The following is a 14,908-nucleotide window of genomic DNA, read 5'->3' on the forward strand; positions in this document are numbered from 1 at the left end:
ACACTCCGCCTGTAAGCTGGTACGTGAGGTAAATGTGCTCCAAGGTTTTGACAATTCGCGTCACATGAAGTTATTTAAGCATATCCTTTTCTCTCATTACCATTTTCTGTTATAATAAATCGTACTTCTAGAATGGAAAGGACTTGAGATGACAACTCTTGTTAAACATAAACGTGTAAATTATTCAGAACTTTTTTATGATCTAGTTTTTGTTTTTGCGATTTCAAAAGTAACTGCTTTAATTCACCATCTTCATAACGGTATTTTGACTTGGAATTCTTTGCTTGATTTTTTCATGTCTGTCTTGCTTCTCATCAATGCCTGGATGATTCAAACCGTTTATACCAATCGCTATGGAAAGAACTCTGTATTTAACATGGTAATCATGTTTATCAATATGGGACTTTTACTCTTTATATCCAATTTGATTAAAGATGATTGGCAACAATATTTTCATTATGTCTGTTGGGCTATTGGTACATTAACCCTTACCTTATTTTTTCAATATTTGGTTGAGTTTTTTAAAAAATCAACCGATAATGTTCATAGGGAAAGTATCAAAGGTTTTCTATGGATAACAGGTCTACGAAGTTTAGAAATCTATCTAGCAGCTCTTCTTCCTATTTACATTGGAGTCTATATCCTTTATGCTAGTATTCTGCTAACATTTATTACGCCAATTACCTCGATTAGTAAAGATGATCATTTCCAGATAGTTCTCCCCCATTTAATCGAGCGCATCTCCCTTCTTGTCATTATTACGTTTGGAGAGATGATTATGGGGCTAGTTAACTTCTTTACAATCGAGAATTTCTCGATTTATTCGGTTCTTTATTTCATTATTATGCTTTCTCTGTTCTTGTTTTATTTTGTTCAATTCGACCATGCTATTGATGAAGAATCTAATCAAAAGGGACTATTTCTAATTTACAGTCACTATCCTATTTTCATTGGACTTCTTATGATGACCGTTTCGATGAGTTTTCTTCTGAATCCTGAAACTAATCTTCTCTTTGCAACCAGCTTCTTTTATATCGGAATTGGCCTCTTCCAAGCTGCTGTCCTAGCAAATGGGCCCTATAACAAACACTATCTTCGCTATTCGAAAAGTTACTACTGTGTCCAAGCTACACTCTATCTGGCTGCCTTGATTCTCTCTTTAATCTTTGCTTCTAATCCTATAATAGTAGTAAGTATTACAACCATTTTAGCTCTAGCTATAGCTATTCATTCTATTTATTTTTATATGACACAGACTAAAAAACATTCCACACCTTACTGGGAGTTGTTTTAATGAGTTTATAGCATTAAAAAAGCCTTGGTTTCCAAGGCTTTATTTGATATCAATCACCGAACACGAAAATGTTTAACTTACAGAACTGCTAGTGAAGCTCTAGAGGATGAGTTCGAGTAAATATTGCACTTATTCTTGTAACTTATCATTTACTTGATGCACGAACTCAATATTTTTTTCGTTAATTTGTTTTTGCCCCACTTTTGCCCCATTTTTAAATCCTGATATTGAAAACACCTAAAAGTAATTCCCTAAAATCAGCTATATTTCAACATTTTTGTTTATTTTCAATATGAAAAGTTCTTACAAATTCATGCAGGGGGCATCCAATAAATCAACAGGAAAAAGCCTTGAATTATAAGGCTTTTTTGCTTGTCATTTTGTTTTTTGTACCAAATGTTGTACCAAAAAATTTATATTCACAAAATAAGTGAGTCTCATCCAAAGACTCGCTAGTTATCTAACACCTTGTTTTCATAGAAAAACCACCCTCGCGGTGGTTTTGGGATTATTCTGGCAGGTGGATATGAAGGGTGTAGCCACTTTCTGCCAGTTGTTGCGAAACGACATTTAGGAACTTGACTGCATTTTCAGTCAAGTCGTACATGAAGTGAATGGAGATAATAATCTTATCAAAGTCATCTCCGTATTTCGGTACATATTGCTTGCTATCCAGATAAAGAAGGTAATTATTGAGCTTATCCTCAAGCAACTCAAAATGCTCTTCTTCAAATTCCCAATTACAGGTGTCAATAATCAACAATCCCAGGTTACCATTTACGACTCCTATTGTGTCGATTTGGTCTGTTTCAAATACGCTCATTTTTCTAGCCTTTCTTTACAATAATCCACAATGTATTCATTGATCCATTTACTCTTATTTTGGAATTTTCCAAGTTGACGCTTTGCGATCAAATCTTCAGCCATTTGGAGTGCATCTGCATACTGTTCCCGGTGGATCATTAACAGCATTCCCATCAAGTCATATTGAGCAGGAATTGGTGCATTCTCGACCACATAAGTATAAAAATCTTCAAAATCAGAGAAGCTACTGATAAGTTTACAGACTTCTTCATGGGTCTCTGAGAGCACTTCGAAAACCTTGGTTTCAACCTTTTCTAAGTCGAGATCCTCTATCGTCCAGTCTTCTGTAGCTATCTTATCCGGTAGGAAAAATTTATCGACTGTAAAAGCCCCAACCGCTCGAAGACTCATAGGTGCTTGAGAATTACTCGCCATATCAAAGACTTCCCAAAAAATATCATCAATGATATAAGGTTTGATATAAGGACTAACGATTACACGAAACTTATTATCTGGGAAATTAATATTAATCATGTAATGTACAAAATAGTCTCCTACTTTATCAAAAACATTTTTACTTCTTGATTTAAGTTTTAATTTCTTCGCAACCACACGAATTGCTTGTTTAAGCTCTTTTTCCAGTTGTTTATCAATCTTTGAAAACTTGACCATTCAATCACCTCACTAATCTGGTCTGATAACTTTAATTTCAGCGAACTATTTGCTATTATGCTCTCTTTGGAAGGCATCCATAGCCTTGAACTTCTCAAGTTCTTTTTCATTCGCGGGTTGCTTGCCGAGATATTTATATTCAAAGAAATCTATTCTATCCGTTGGTCCAAAATCACTTTCGAGCCATGGCGCATAATCAAAGTCCAAAGAGACTTTATTATTTTCATCCACCTTAATTGTAAAGGCAGACCACTCTGCGAGACCGTGCTCGATGAATATCTTCTTTATCTCACCACCTAGATCAAACAATTCAAAAAATTCCTTATCAAATTCGTCTTCAGAAATGTTAAATAAAGATGGAATATCCATGTAATAATGATATTCTCCTTTATGTTTAAAGAAAAAAATCACTCCCCCGCTGAGCGTCTTATCCACTTCAAAGTTGATATAAAGGTCCTCCCATTCAACCGGAATCATATTATTCACTTTGTTTACAATCTCTGTCATTTTTTCATTAATTTGTTTTTCCATTTTATCCTCCGATTTGGTTTCAGTCTCTGATAAGAGCCACCAACTCGTTTAAAGCAAAATCTGTAGATCTTTTCCTGAAACACCATCTAAAATCAAGGAACTTAGGTTCGGATGTAGCTTCTTCAATTTGAATTTTTGAATGGTTGTTATTTCAGGCTGATAAGAGATCCTTCCACTCAGATAGCGCTCTTTCAAAAGGTTATCATAAACTTTCTTGATAAAAGTTTCCCAGGATTTCGATAAAGGATTTGCAAAAGCATCTTCTCCTTCAACTAAATATCGTATTCCATCTGCTCTATAAAAAGCTAATAAGGCAATAGGAAGAGTGCAATTCGGATGAGTAATAATTGCCTCTGGCACTTCAAAACCATTGTCCCAGTTATAATTATCAAGCAAGATAAAGAGTTCATCTTCACTGTTGATAGACTGAACCAGTTTCACAGCTTCAGCCATGCTTTCAGAGTATAAAATGTTAGACAGTTTCTTTAGTTGCTCAGCATCCATTTTGTCTTCCTTTCTTGTAACTAGAATAGCAGTCATTTGTAAAATTTTTGTTTGATTTCCTCTATCTGTTCATATTCCACAAATTTTCCTATCCACGTTTCACTCTGCCTCTAGTATACCACATTCCATATGTACCAGCTTTGACCAAAGCACAAGAAAACCACCTCGAAGGTGGTTCAGTCAAATCAGTTTTCTTCTTGAACTAATAAGTCGTATGGGAAGAAGTCCAAATCTTTGAAGCGCTCATCATAGATCCCCCGCATCTTACAAAGGGCAGCGGTGTCAAAACTCCAGTAGCCGTAATAGGCATCCTCTGTCTTATGGGTATCATACCATGATGCTTCGGAGTGTGCATAATACCAGAATTTCTGCGACTCGATGACACTCTCCGCATCATCTCCAATCATATTGAGATACTCTAGGTGAGAACGGAAGTTTTCTACCTTCCCTTCCAATAGATAGAGGGCCAAGGTGTCGATGTAGCCGTCCTCATACTGCTCGCCCGCATCTACGAAAGACTGATACTTACTGAAGATTTTCTCAACATCTTCTATAAATTCTTCTTTGCGATCTTCGAATAGGACTCCTAAGGATAGGTAATCTATCAAGTCATAGATACTTTCAAATGCTCCATAAGAAAGTTGGTAGTATCTCAAACTAATCTTGAACCATTTGAAAACCTCATTCAATGGATTACCTATAGAAAAACACATGGAAATCAACTCTCGAGAATACATAGATAAAGGACTCGTAATATCTAGGATTCTCTCTTTAGGAACAGATAATTCCAAGTCTTTTAATTCATCGAACGACTCAATATTAAACTCAATATTTTCTCTAAAATACTTCGAATTCTTGTATTTATCTCTAAACATACTTCCCTCACTTCATTTTCTTAGCCATTTCATCTAATTGATTGACAATGCCATAGCCATCACTCCCTTATCAGCCAACACCATCCAAGTCTATCAAATAAGACTAGTATACCACAAACTATATGTACCAGCTCTGCTCAAACCACAAGAAAACCACCTCGAGGGTGGTTTGTTCTTTAGTTATAGTTATTTTCCATTATGCTCTTTTTGAAAAGCCTCCATGGCCTTGAACTGTTCTAGTTCTTTATCATTTCGAGGTTCAAAACCAAGAAACTTATATCTGAAAAAGTTCTTACGAGCGATTGGCCCAAAATTGCTTTCTAACCACGGAGCATAATCAAAGTCGACTGATAACTTATTATCTTCATCCAAATGAATGATACAAATGTACCAATCTGCTAAGTCATTCTCAACAAATACTTTTTTCAATTCTTCAGATTTTTTAAATAAAACCTTATTCTCGTTTAAAACTTCCATCATTGATAGACCAAAATCTTCTGACATTTCAAGATGATAATGATACTGGTCTTTGTATTTAAAGAAGAAATATGCCCCTCCACTATAGGTCTTATCAATCTCAATTACAATATACAAGTCATCCCACTCTACCGGGATCATATCATTAGCTTGATGCACGATTTCGATTATTTTCTCATTAATTTGTTTTTCCATTTTATCCTCCGATTTGATTTTTGAATCATTTGAAACTATACACATAGATAAAAGACATTAGTCTGATTTGATTTTCTCTTTACAATAATCCACAATGTATTCATTGATCCATTTACCCTTATTTTGGAATCTTCCATGTTTACGCTTTGCAATCAAATCTTCGGCCATTCGGAGTGCATCTGCATATTGCTCACAGTGAATCATCAAAAGCATCCCTATTAAGTCGTAACCAGCAAGACTTGGCCCATTCTCAACTGTATAAGCATAAAAATCTTCAAAATCAGAGAAGCTAGTGATAAGTTTTAAGGCTTCTTCATGGGCCTCTGAGAGTGCTTTAAAAACCTTGGTTTCAACCTTTTCTAAGTCGAGATTCTCCATCGTCCAGTCTTCCTTGGCAACCTTATCTGGTAGAGATAAACCTTCAACCGTAAAGGCTCCAACTGCTCGAAGACTCATTGGTTCCTGTGAATTACTAGCCATATCAAAGACTTCCCAAAAAATATCATCAATAATATAGGGCTTGACTTGCGTTTTTACATTCATCGCAAAACTACCAGTTTGAAAACCAATTCCTATTCTATGAATAATAAAATAATTTCCTACTTTTTTAAAATAGGCCCAATCTCGAGATTTTAATTGTAATTTTTTTGCTACTTTATCCTGAACTTTTTTTAGTTCTTTTTTTAACTCTTTACTAACTAGAATTCGTTTTGCCATTTACTTCTCCTTATTTCGTCCCAGTTACTTCTATATTTGTTCCTAGCGAGATTTCAAACCCACCTTTGAATATTTCCTTACATTTGCCAACAACCCGAGCAGTAGCATCACCTTCAATCATTTTTTATGCTACTGTTTGATTATCTGTAAGCAAGCCATTATCGTAGGGTGGTAATATCTTTGCCAGATTACCACTAAATTTTCTAGCTCTATAAGACTAGTATACCACATCCCATATGCACCAGCTCTGGTCAAACCACAAGAAAACCACCTCGAGGGTGGTTACAGTAATCCGTTTTCTTCTTGAACTAGTCAGTCATAGGAGAAAGAAATATCTATAGAAGGATGTCTTGAGATCCAATCTCAGACAGAATACCATTGATAAACTTTATCCCAACTCCGTTCTCCTTGTCCCAATCACAATCACATATAAAACCAAATTCTTCAACATGTTCATCAAAAGTCAAAGGGAACATAATTTGTTTGGGTTTCAACAGAGAATAAATTTGTTCTTCGTCTCCAATTTTTTCCAAAAAATATTGTTTTGCGCTGATATTGGTGTAACCCGAAACAATGCCTGCTATTTCACTATTATAGTAAGACACAATGGAAGCATTCGATTCTTTGATAATTTCATCTAAGTGCTCTTTAAAATAGATATATGCTCTTTCTTGATTGACTTCAAATTCTCCATCAGCATCTGCGTCAATATTCATTTCTAAGACAGACTTCTTACCAAAAATAGTTACAGTAATATCCTGAGTCCAACCATAGTTATAGTTTATTTTTCCAAAAATTTGATGATTCAATTCCATTATTTACAACTTCTTATCTACAAACCTAATCTTTTATAGGACAATTGACACATTCATCAATGATTTCCCAAAAATTCAAGTTATATTTTGGCGGTTCTTCTATTCACCTGTCATCTGCGCTTCAAACCTAATATCCCTGTCTGAAATATTTGTTATTTTTATTTGTTTTGAGTTTGGAATCTCAAATTCCCAAAATTCTTTTGATTGAAGAACGACACCTTCTTTTGATAAATATATACTATTATTTGGATCATTTTTGATTACTTTTGTTGGGATATTGCTTGATGACGAGTAGATTTCGCTAATTTCTTGCTTCAAAACATCATAGTTAGTCCCTACAAGGTTTCCTTCTCCACCCTGCCACCATGAGGTTTTCCCAGATAATTCTAATTTCCCACCAGAAATCTGAGATAGATACAATTTTGGAGAAAATTCCTTTTGTTTTGAGGTCGGAACTTTTAAAACTATGGAATCCCCTGGTTTCAAGGTGTAACTCGCATTTTTGAAATACAAATAAATATAATAGGAAAACACAATCGCTACAATCGCAACCACTCCAGAACATCCTAGATTCCATTTATTAAATTGTTTTCTTTTATTTTTCACGCGTACTTCTCCCCATTCTTCGTCAGCATCTCAGATTGAGACCTGTCACTAGTCTGCTCCCAGATCCTCTCTCCCATACTTGTCCATCACTCGCGCGCCAAAATGGGCTTAAGACGATGTTTTCAATCATACCAACTATTTTGCTACTTTCCTTTTCGCTCTTTGCCATTTACAACTAGGATCTGTTAGGGATTTGTTCTTCTTCTTTGAATTTTCGACGCTCACCCGACCACTTGATACAGAGGAATAACACTATCAAACGAAGAACTAGATACAGCAGACGGACAGTCTTCATCTTGCCAAGAACATGCAAGAAGTCTTGGCGTGCTTGGTCGATATCCTGAGTCAACTCCTCAACAGTTTTCCCAGTCTTTTGTTCTATGACAGTCGCATGATCTGCTGTCAGATAATGCTTGCTATCTACTGTTGAAAAATAAGCATTCGTTAATGCTCCATCTAAGGGAAATAAAATTTCGTAATTGTTTGTATCAGGAGCTTGACTGTATGTAGCGAATACCTGATCGCCAGATTTGGAAGGGTAAGCTCTTATCTTAGTCGTTTTATAATCTAAATGCATGAGTCCCTTCAAGGCAGGCGTAGTCCATTCTTCTGCATAGTGATAGAGCTTGGCCTTTCCATCTACCATAGGCCAAACCATCACATAGCGGCTATGCATAAATTCCTTGGTCAAAGACGAGTTGCTAGCGAGACTAGTCGCACCGATCTCATAGACTGACCAAACCAAAACTAGAAGCATCAAGATTGCTTGAGTAGTTTTTGTTTTAACATACTTTCTTAACATGTGCACTCTCCGATAGAGATCCAAGATTTCTCTTAAGCAGTCAACTAAATTGTACTGACCAGACTATTACCGATCCACCACTCGCGCTTTAAAGCGGGCTCGCTTATCGTCTACATTGGTGATGGTGATGGTGAATTTCTTATTATTCGTGACATCAAAAACTTTTTCACCTAGGTAGGTGACGACAATCCCATCTTCTACCAATTGAATATCCTGTTGATTGTTAGGAAGCTCCTTAGAACCACTTTCAGTATCACCGATCTTCACGACCTTTTGTCCTTCTACTTCAAATAACACATCACCAAATTGTTCAGACCAAACAGTCATTCCAGATAATTTGATTTTTTGATCATCCTTCTTTTCTAAAATCAATTCCGAATTATACTCTAGCTGGTCCGTATTTGGATAAACTCTCAATTGAACACTTTGACCAGGCTGGAGGGTATAGCTCCCATAAGTAAGGATCGAATAAACAAACCAGACTGCAAATGAAGCATATAAGAAGCCAATGATCCTTCGTGAACGTTTGCTCTTAAAACGACGTAGAAGTAAGACGAGAGAAATAATAAATATCAGGGGTGTTACCATTTGACTTCCTTTCTTACAACTAGAACGAGGCACTTGTGGATCAACTATTTGTAATTTCTAAAAAATTACCGATCCACCACTCGCGCTTCAAAGTGAGCCGGTTCATCGTCTACATTGGTGATGGTGATGTTGTAGGGTTTTCGTTCCGTCACCCCAAATACTTCCTCTACTTCCCCTTGAACCACTATTCCATCGTTTTCTAAATAGAAATTCTTACTTTTATCATTCGGTAAGTCTTTACGCTCTGTTTTGTCTTTTAAAAAAATTAGCTCCGTTATTGTTTGATTTTCAACATTATAGACTATATTACTGTCTTTCATTCCCCAACCTTTTCGACCGGACAATTTTAATTTCGCATCGTCTAATTTTTTAAAATGAAGTTCCGAACTATACTCTAGCTGGTCCGTATTTGGATAAACTCTCAATTGAACACTTTGACCAGGCTGGAGGGTGTAGCTTCCATAAGTAAAAATCGAATAAACAAACCAGACTGCAAATGATGCATATAAGAAGCCAATGATCTTTCGTGAACGTTTGCTTTTAAAACGACGTAAAAGTAAGACGAGAGAAATAATAAATATCAGGGGTGTTACCATTTGTCTTCCTTTCTTGCAACTTGAATGGGTACTCACACTTTAAGATTCATTTTTAAATAAAACAAAAAGCAAAGAAGGGGCTCGAACAATCACGAATGTCTGTAGCAGCACCTATATCTATATTTAGGCATATAAGATCCGATATATATTTTCCATGAAACCGTCAATCTCGCCTCGAACAATTTTCAACAGACGCTCTTCTTCGGATTGCGAGATAGAGACTCCTTCTCTTTTTCCACTGTCGTTATCCTGAGAATAGTTAGAATAAACTAAATTAAGGTCTTTATCTAACACGAAAGCTACATATGTTTGTTTATCATTAACTTGTGTAACGAAAAATAACTGAAAATCTTTTGCATCTTTCTGAGGAGGGCTGATTTTCAAATGTACATCTCCTTCTATTTCAAGTGGATAAATGACTCCATCTAGACGAATAGCGCCATCAGATGGAATGATGTATCCCGCTTTACGTATTTGAGATGCGTACTTTTCCGACGTCATTAAATAATGAAGAGCTTCGATTCTATCCTGTTTTTCAAAAGCTGTTTTTAGAGTACTGGATTCTTGAGAATTTTTAAAAGTAAGATACAAAGGAATGACTAATAAGATAAAAGATACTATTATCAACCACTTAAACTGTTTCATTTTATCTAACATTACTCTTACCACCTCTTTCCAAATAGTCAAAGAAGGCTTTCTGATTCTTCTTTCACCCTATCTCTTCTTTTTTATCTGAGAATAAACGAAACTGATCGTAGCATCCAACAGAATGGCATATCCAAAAATTCTTATGGTTACTATGAGCCAGCTTGGGCTATGTTCAGCATCTATATTCAATATTTTTAAAGAAACTGCTAGAGTCAAAAATAAGACAACCTCTGTAGTCAAGCGGTGCTTGGCCTTTTTGAGATCTATGGTTTTCAAAAAGAACTGACTCTGGTCTTCCTTCGGTCCTTCTTCCCAATAGGTCTTATCCTTACTTCTTAGATAAAGGAGATAGCCAACTTCGACGATTAACCTTGAAAAAGCTGAAGTAAACACTACGTTACTCACAACCCCAAATGTTTGCACATAATAACCGGATAAACTAGCCAGCCCCCCGCCTAACAAAGTGATTCCGAAAATAAGCCAGAGGGAGGATTTGCTAAAGACACTAGAGGTGGCGATAGAATTCCCGGCAGCTCGTTTTTCTGAAAAGCCTCGTCCTAATTGCTTTTTTAACCAGCTGACATTATAAACTGTCAAACCGATAAATAAAACAGTAAAACTCAACCAATAAATCAACGAGTAGATCAGCGAATCTTTTAGAACCTCATTCGTTAAAATAGTGAGAATATAATCCATTAAAACTAATGAGAGATGGATCCCATTGATCAGTACAAAGAGCATCGCAGTACTAAAGAATTGATGCTTGTAGATGAATGGTTTGCTGAATGACATGATTTGACAGACCAGCATGAGTAATAGAAGGAGACATAGAAAGCGAAAAGGAACATTCGAAAAGGGATCTACAGTGAAATGCTCCTTGATAAAAAAGTATAGATGAGTCAGGTCGATGCTCCCTACAAACAAACCAGCCCAGGCCAAACTCAACATTCTCACAGAAGCTCGCGTGGAACCCAGCGCTTGAAAATAGTCCTTATTTAATGCTTCTGACTGACGGTTCATATCCTACTACTCCTCTTCTAACTGACCACTTTTGACCAACTTCTTATAATAGCGTTTGCTGTACCAGTCACGGTCACTAATTCCCAGATACTCTTTGTATTCCATCGGATACTTATGAATATAGTAGGCTTGAACAATATGTACATTGATTAGAAAAGCCACTAAATAAGCATAAGCAATAAACAAAACAATTAACAACAAGCCTAAAGGATAAAAATACCACAAAATTGGTAACTTATTTACCAGATAATAAACTAAAGATACAGGAAAAAGAAGGGCCATCATTCCTAGTGTCATCAACAGGACTTTCTTCAGAATTGGTTTTGGCTCCTCATCATTCAATCGTCTCTTGATATTCTGAATACTATTGATAACTATCCAGAAAAAGAAAGCTATTCCCACAATCAACTGAAGCCAGAACCCCAGCAGAGTATAGGCATCGAAGGCTACAGCACTTGCATAATAACTCACGGATACAAATCCGCCCCAGCCCATTGCAAAATAAAAAGGAAAGTAGGTCCAGACTTGACGATTTAGACTATTTTTCGGCCAGAACATAGGGAATAGAGCAAATAGAAATGTACAATAAGAAAGTAAATTCACTGGGAACAAAAAACTTCCTATCTTGCTAATTAAGACAGCAGATTCATAAGAAATATAATGTAGGTCTTTATCACTCGCAATTCCTTGTGGAGCTGCTAAAAGATTTACATAAATCAAAATCCCGAACATAAATATTCCGACAATAAAAACTGTAAAGATACGCTTAAGAAGGCTCATATGAATGGGATTTGGCATTCCTGCAGTCAGTGAAAACTTGCCACTGGTTACGATCTTTTTACTGTCTTCAAAATCAGCTCCAAATAAACCAATTCTTTTCATTCCTTACTCTCCACTGTCGTCCTGCTCTTTCTTAAAGAGCACTTTCCCTTGGCTATATAGCTTCATAATTTTCACAAAACGAACTGGATTGTTTTGGTTATACATTAACACGAGTACATAGAATAATAATCCACCCATCCAGAATTCATTACCTAGTTCAATCTCCTGACCAAATTTTTGAGTACAGCTATAAAAAACATAGAACAAGTAGATATTAGTGGCAATGATTAGAAAACGAACGAATCGGAAGATTTTTGTTGACAACTTAGCTGGATCAAAGTTATCTTCCCCCACCATCAAGTTATGAGAAGCCGCATAGTAAAAGACCTTCTCTGTCGTCGGCCGGGCCTTGCGAACATTTTTATATAGTCCTCGTTCAAGAATCGCAAACAGGAACAAAAACTCTGCCAACCACAATAATAGAATAAAAGTCAGACTGGTCCAGTTGTAAACTCCTATACTCATAGCCGCAAGGAAGCCAAAGCCTCCCGTTCCACCAGCCATAAAGAAAATTACCAATTCAGGAATGTAGGCGTTGGTCTTTCGAGCCCCTTCAGTATTAAGCAAGACGCTCTTAGGAGCGGCTAAAGCCTCTCCGGTCTTTTGGTCATAATAGACCGCCTGACCATCACATTCGCCAATAAAGACACGACGACGTCTCAGAAAAAACATACATACCTCTTTCTAATCATGAAAATAAGTTCTTAAAATCTCCTATCCATTAGGAACAAGCTTCAAAATGAAAAAACTACTCTTCATATTCTGGGTGTTTGCGTACATAGAGCGCCGCCTGGACTCCATCCACTATGAGAGCTGGTAAAAAGAGATTCATCAAGATGCCCAAGAAAACACCAAAGACATTCTCAATGTAGCCAGTAATAATAGCTGGCGCTAACAATACAGCTACAAAAGCAACTCCAACATTAAACAATCGCTCTTGCTTCTTGCCTTTTTCTTTACCATCATAAGTCTCCCACCGGTTGAAAGCCCAGATTTTCCCCTGATTTTTAGGAAGATAATACCAGGAGTAGAGACCTGTAGAAAAAAGCAGGATACATAGAGCTACGAGATTGTAAATAAGTGCCAAGCCTGAATAGATCCCGTCATTACCAACTAGCATAACCAAGCCTGTAAAAGTCATGTCAACGTTTAAAATCAAAACAAGTAAGGAAACAAAAAGATAGATAAAACTCTTAAATCTCACAATAAAACGATCGAAGAAAGAGAGTGGGATTGCTACACCACTAATAACCATGCAAATAATGAACAAGATTTTATAAATGCCAATATAATCGATATAGGTCGTCCCAAAAAATCCTATAAAAGAGACTGCTAGTGTAATCCAAGGTAGAAGCTTGATATAGCCTAAACTAACCCCATTTGTAATCAAAGGGCCGTGGTAGCGTTCTTCGATCACTACTTTCTTTTTCTTTGAAGCTTTTGACATGAACTCCCCCTCCTTGAATGGACTGATTGATTTTATCCAAGAAAACTATTTTCCTTTCATTACTTTTTCCATCATGTCCATTTTCTTCCTTCTATTTCAAAACTTGGTTTTTATCCTTCTCTAGTTCGGTGATGATAGGTTCTTGATCTGTTCCCATCCTCACTTTTAGATAGACATCTGGATCGTCATCAGCTCTACATATCACACTAATTTCCCCCTCCTCAAACCGTTGTGACAATTTCAAGATTCTAACGAAATTATTTTGATTGAACCCAACAAAAGACCTGCAAATATAATCTTAAAAATCTCTCCTCCAATCGGTTGCCCCAACAAGTCTTTAAAGCGGGAAATAAAATCATAGACATAGTAGAAACCTACTGCAGGAATAGTAAATAAGAGTGCATTAAAATATAAAAAAGCACCTTTACTAAAACCTTTTTCCGTCTTTTCCTCTTCGTCTTGATTTTCGTCATCGGGATAAATCATAGTAGTCAGACAAACCGTTTGGGTAGTCACTTGAGCTATATTGACATTTCTATACAAGGCTCGTTCTACAAGGAGAGTGACAAAAGCAAATTCTGCTATCCAGATAAGAATAACACTCCAAAAAGTAGTCATGCTATAAGTTCCTTGTAAAAATAGACTAAAGAAGGAAGAAATGCCACCCCCGCTAAACATAAAGAAAACAACTAATAGAGGAATATGCCGATTCATCCTGCTCGATTTCTCTGTATCCAACAGCTTGCTCTTTGGAGCTTCTAAAACTTCGTGGGTTTTACGATCATAATAAATGGCTTTGTCATAATATTGATTCAAATAAAAACGACGTCTTCTAAAAAACATATCTGTCCCTTTCTCACCCCAGTCTATTCCAAGTATTTCTTGGCATAGTCTTCGTAGCTTGGTTGCTCTTTTTTATTCATCGCATACAGCAAGAGTCCGCTCAAATCATCCTTTTCTGAACTCGGTTGAATCATGATGGCAACATTTCTGTCCTGATCTGGGAAAATCACAGAATAAGACTCACCATTTTGCTCGATTTTGTAGTATACAAGATTCCCTTTTTTCTCAATAGACTTTTGTTTATAGGGATATTCTTCTCCGTCTATTGTCACAGTGTCTTTGGTAAAGACCAGCACACCATTTTTCTTATCGCCTGTTTGGACTTTCCATTCCCCTTCGAGCTTAGCCGAAGATGTACCACAAGCCGCTAACAGAACCAAAGAAAGAGACAGAAGAACCGCAGCCATTATTTTTTTCATTTTACCCATTATGATTTTACACTCCTAAAATTTTATTATTTTCCCTCTCCTACAAAAAACTCGGACCCCTTTCACTCACTTGTAAAAACAGTCCTAGACTCATAGGATCGGGGAAATTTACATAGAACTAGTATACCATAAATGCTAGATGGCAGAATGGATCTGGGCACAAG

The 14,908-nt window shown here is 36.5% G+C and carries 19 protein-coding genes and 1 pseudogene; 1 reads left to right on the forward strand and 19 read right to left on the reverse strand.

Features of this window, described 5'->3' with window-relative positions:
* The first annotated feature begins 148 nt into the window (after nucleotides 1-148).
* On the forward strand, nucleotides 149-1,294 hold the full coding sequence (locus AC3E8G_RS04450) for a low temperature requirement protein A (protein ID WP_049473941.1): 1,146 nt from the start codon (nucleotides 149-151) through the stop codon (nucleotides 1,292-1,294).
* Nucleotides 1,295-1,802: 508 nt separating this feature from the next.
* On the opposite strand, the gene AC3E8G_RS04455 is transcribed toward AC3E8G_RS04450, so the two are convergent.
* The 19 genes and pseudogenes from AC3E8G_RS04455 to AC3E8G_RS04545 all read right to left on the reverse strand — a co-directional run bounded on the left by AC3E8G_RS04455 (nucleotide 1,803) and on the right by AC3E8G_RS04545 (nucleotide 14,744).
* A complete protein-coding gene (locus tag AC3E8G_RS04455) occupies nucleotides 1,803-2,117 on the reverse strand; it encodes a DUF6572 domain-containing protein (RefSeq protein WP_485769842.1) in 315 nt (104 codons plus the stop codon).
* Nucleotides 2,114-2,770 (reverse strand): hypothetical protein, encoded by a 657-nt coding sequence (locus AC3E8G_RS04460; protein WP_485769840.1) that lies wholly within the window; start codon nucleotides 2,768-2,770, stop codon nucleotides 2,114-2,116. The genes AC3E8G_RS04455 and AC3E8G_RS04460 overlap by 4 nt, the downstream gene beginning before the upstream one ends.
* A 45-nt stretch (nucleotides 2,771-2,815) precedes the next feature.
* On the reverse strand, nucleotides 2,816-3,301 hold the full coding sequence (locus AC3E8G_RS04465) for a TIGR01741 family protein (protein WP_485769838.1): 486 nt from the start codon (nucleotides 3,299-3,301) through the stop codon (nucleotides 2,816-2,818).
* Between the two features lie 48 nt (nucleotides 3,302-3,349).
* Entirely contained in the window at nucleotides 3,350-3,805 is a 456-nt protein-coding gene (locus tag AC3E8G_RS04470; RefSeq protein ID WP_154858980.1) for a DUF4274 domain-containing protein, read from the reverse strand.
* Between the two features lie 185 nt (nucleotides 3,806-3,990).
* Nucleotides 3,991-4,680 carry a PoNe immunity protein domain-containing protein gene (locus AC3E8G_RS04475; protein WP_154858982.1) on the reverse strand — a complete coding sequence of 230 codons (690 nt, stop codon included), beginning with the start codon at nucleotides 4,678-4,680 and terminating at the stop codon, nucleotides 3,991-3,993.
* 186 nt (nucleotides 4,681-4,866) lie between these two features.
* The gene (locus AC3E8G_RS04480; protein ID WP_154858984.1) at nucleotides 4,867-5,352 is read right to left on the reverse strand and encodes an immunity protein YezG family protein; all 486 of its coding nucleotides are present in this window, start codon (nucleotides 5,350-5,352) and stop codon (nucleotides 4,867-4,869) included.
* 57 nt (nucleotides 5,353-5,409) lie between these two features.
* Entirely contained in the window at nucleotides 5,410-6,069 is a 660-nt protein-coding gene (locus AC3E8G_RS04485) for a hypothetical protein (RefSeq protein ID WP_154858986.1), read from the reverse strand.
* Nucleotides 6,070-6,404: 335 nt separating this feature from the next.
* Nucleotides 6,405-6,884 (reverse strand): DUF6985 domain-containing protein, encoded by a 480-nt coding sequence (locus AC3E8G_RS04490; protein ID WP_154858988.1) that lies wholly within the window; start codon nucleotides 6,882-6,884, stop codon nucleotides 6,405-6,407.
* A gap of 99 nt (nucleotides 6,885-6,983) precedes the next feature.
* On the reverse strand, nucleotides 6,984-7,490 hold the full coding sequence (locus AC3E8G_RS04495; RefSeq protein WP_154858990.1) for a hypothetical protein: 507 nt from the start codon (nucleotides 7,488-7,490) through the stop codon (nucleotides 6,984-6,986).
* A gap of 175 nt (nucleotides 7,491-7,665) precedes the next feature.
* The gene (locus AC3E8G_RS04500; protein ID WP_485769834.1) at nucleotides 7,666-8,292 is read right to left on the reverse strand and encodes a hypothetical protein; all 627 of its coding nucleotides are present in this window, start codon (nucleotides 8,290-8,292) and stop codon (nucleotides 7,666-7,668) included.
* A 66-nt stretch (nucleotides 8,293-8,358) separates the two neighbouring features.
* Nucleotides 8,359-8,880 (reverse strand): hypothetical protein, encoded by a 522-nt coding sequence (locus AC3E8G_RS04505; RefSeq protein ID WP_490677116.1) that lies wholly within the window; start codon nucleotides 8,878-8,880, stop codon nucleotides 8,359-8,361.
* A gap of 65 nt (nucleotides 8,881-8,945) precedes the next feature.
* Entirely contained in the window at nucleotides 8,946-9,476 is a 531-nt protein-coding gene (locus AC3E8G_RS04510; RefSeq protein WP_154858996.1) for a hypothetical protein, read from the reverse strand.
* Nucleotides 9,477-9,599: 123 nt separating this feature from the next.
* Complete coding sequence (locus AC3E8G_RS04515) at nucleotides 9,600-10,133, reverse strand: thiol-disulfide isomerase (protein WP_154858998.1); 534 nt, start codon at nucleotides 10,131-10,133, stop codon at nucleotides 9,600-9,602.
* A gap of 57 nt (nucleotides 10,134-10,190) precedes the next feature.
* The gene (locus AC3E8G_RS04520) at nucleotides 10,191-11,144 is read right to left on the reverse strand and encodes a cytochrome d ubiquinol oxidase subunit II (protein WP_154859000.1); all 954 of its coding nucleotides are present in this window, start codon (nucleotides 11,142-11,144) and stop codon (nucleotides 10,191-10,193) included.
* 6 nt (nucleotides 11,145-11,150) lie between these two features.
* The gene (locus AC3E8G_RS04525; protein ID WP_154859002.1) at nucleotides 11,151-12,026 is read right to left on the reverse strand and encodes a beta-carotene 15,15'-monooxygenase; all 876 of its coding nucleotides are present in this window, start codon (nucleotides 12,024-12,026) and stop codon (nucleotides 11,151-11,153) included.
* Between the two features lie 3 nt (nucleotides 12,027-12,029).
* Nucleotides 12,030-12,698, reverse strand: a complete 669-nt coding sequence (locus tag AC3E8G_RS04530; protein ID WP_154859004.1) for a hypothetical protein — start codon at nucleotides 12,696-12,698, stop codon at nucleotides 12,030-12,032.
* A gap of 76 nt (nucleotides 12,699-12,774) precedes the next feature.
* Nucleotides 12,775-13,473, reverse strand: a complete 699-nt coding sequence (locus AC3E8G_RS04535) for a hypothetical protein (protein WP_154859006.1) — start codon at nucleotides 13,471-13,473, stop codon at nucleotides 12,775-12,777.
* A gap of 91 nt (nucleotides 13,474-13,564) precedes the next feature.
* Nucleotides 13,565-14,316: pseudogene (locus AC3E8G_RS04540) on the reverse strand (hypothetical protein).
* Between the two features lie 23 nt (nucleotides 14,317-14,339).
* Nucleotides 14,340-14,744, reverse strand: coding sequence for a glycosyltransferase (locus AC3E8G_RS04545; protein WP_154859010.1), 405 nt, complete (start codon nucleotides 14,742-14,744; stop codon nucleotides 14,340-14,342).
* Nucleotides 14,745-14,908: the final 164 nt, after the last annotated feature.

This window comes from Streptococcus sp. SCPM-O-B-15294 (M123), from assembly GCF_058200455.1.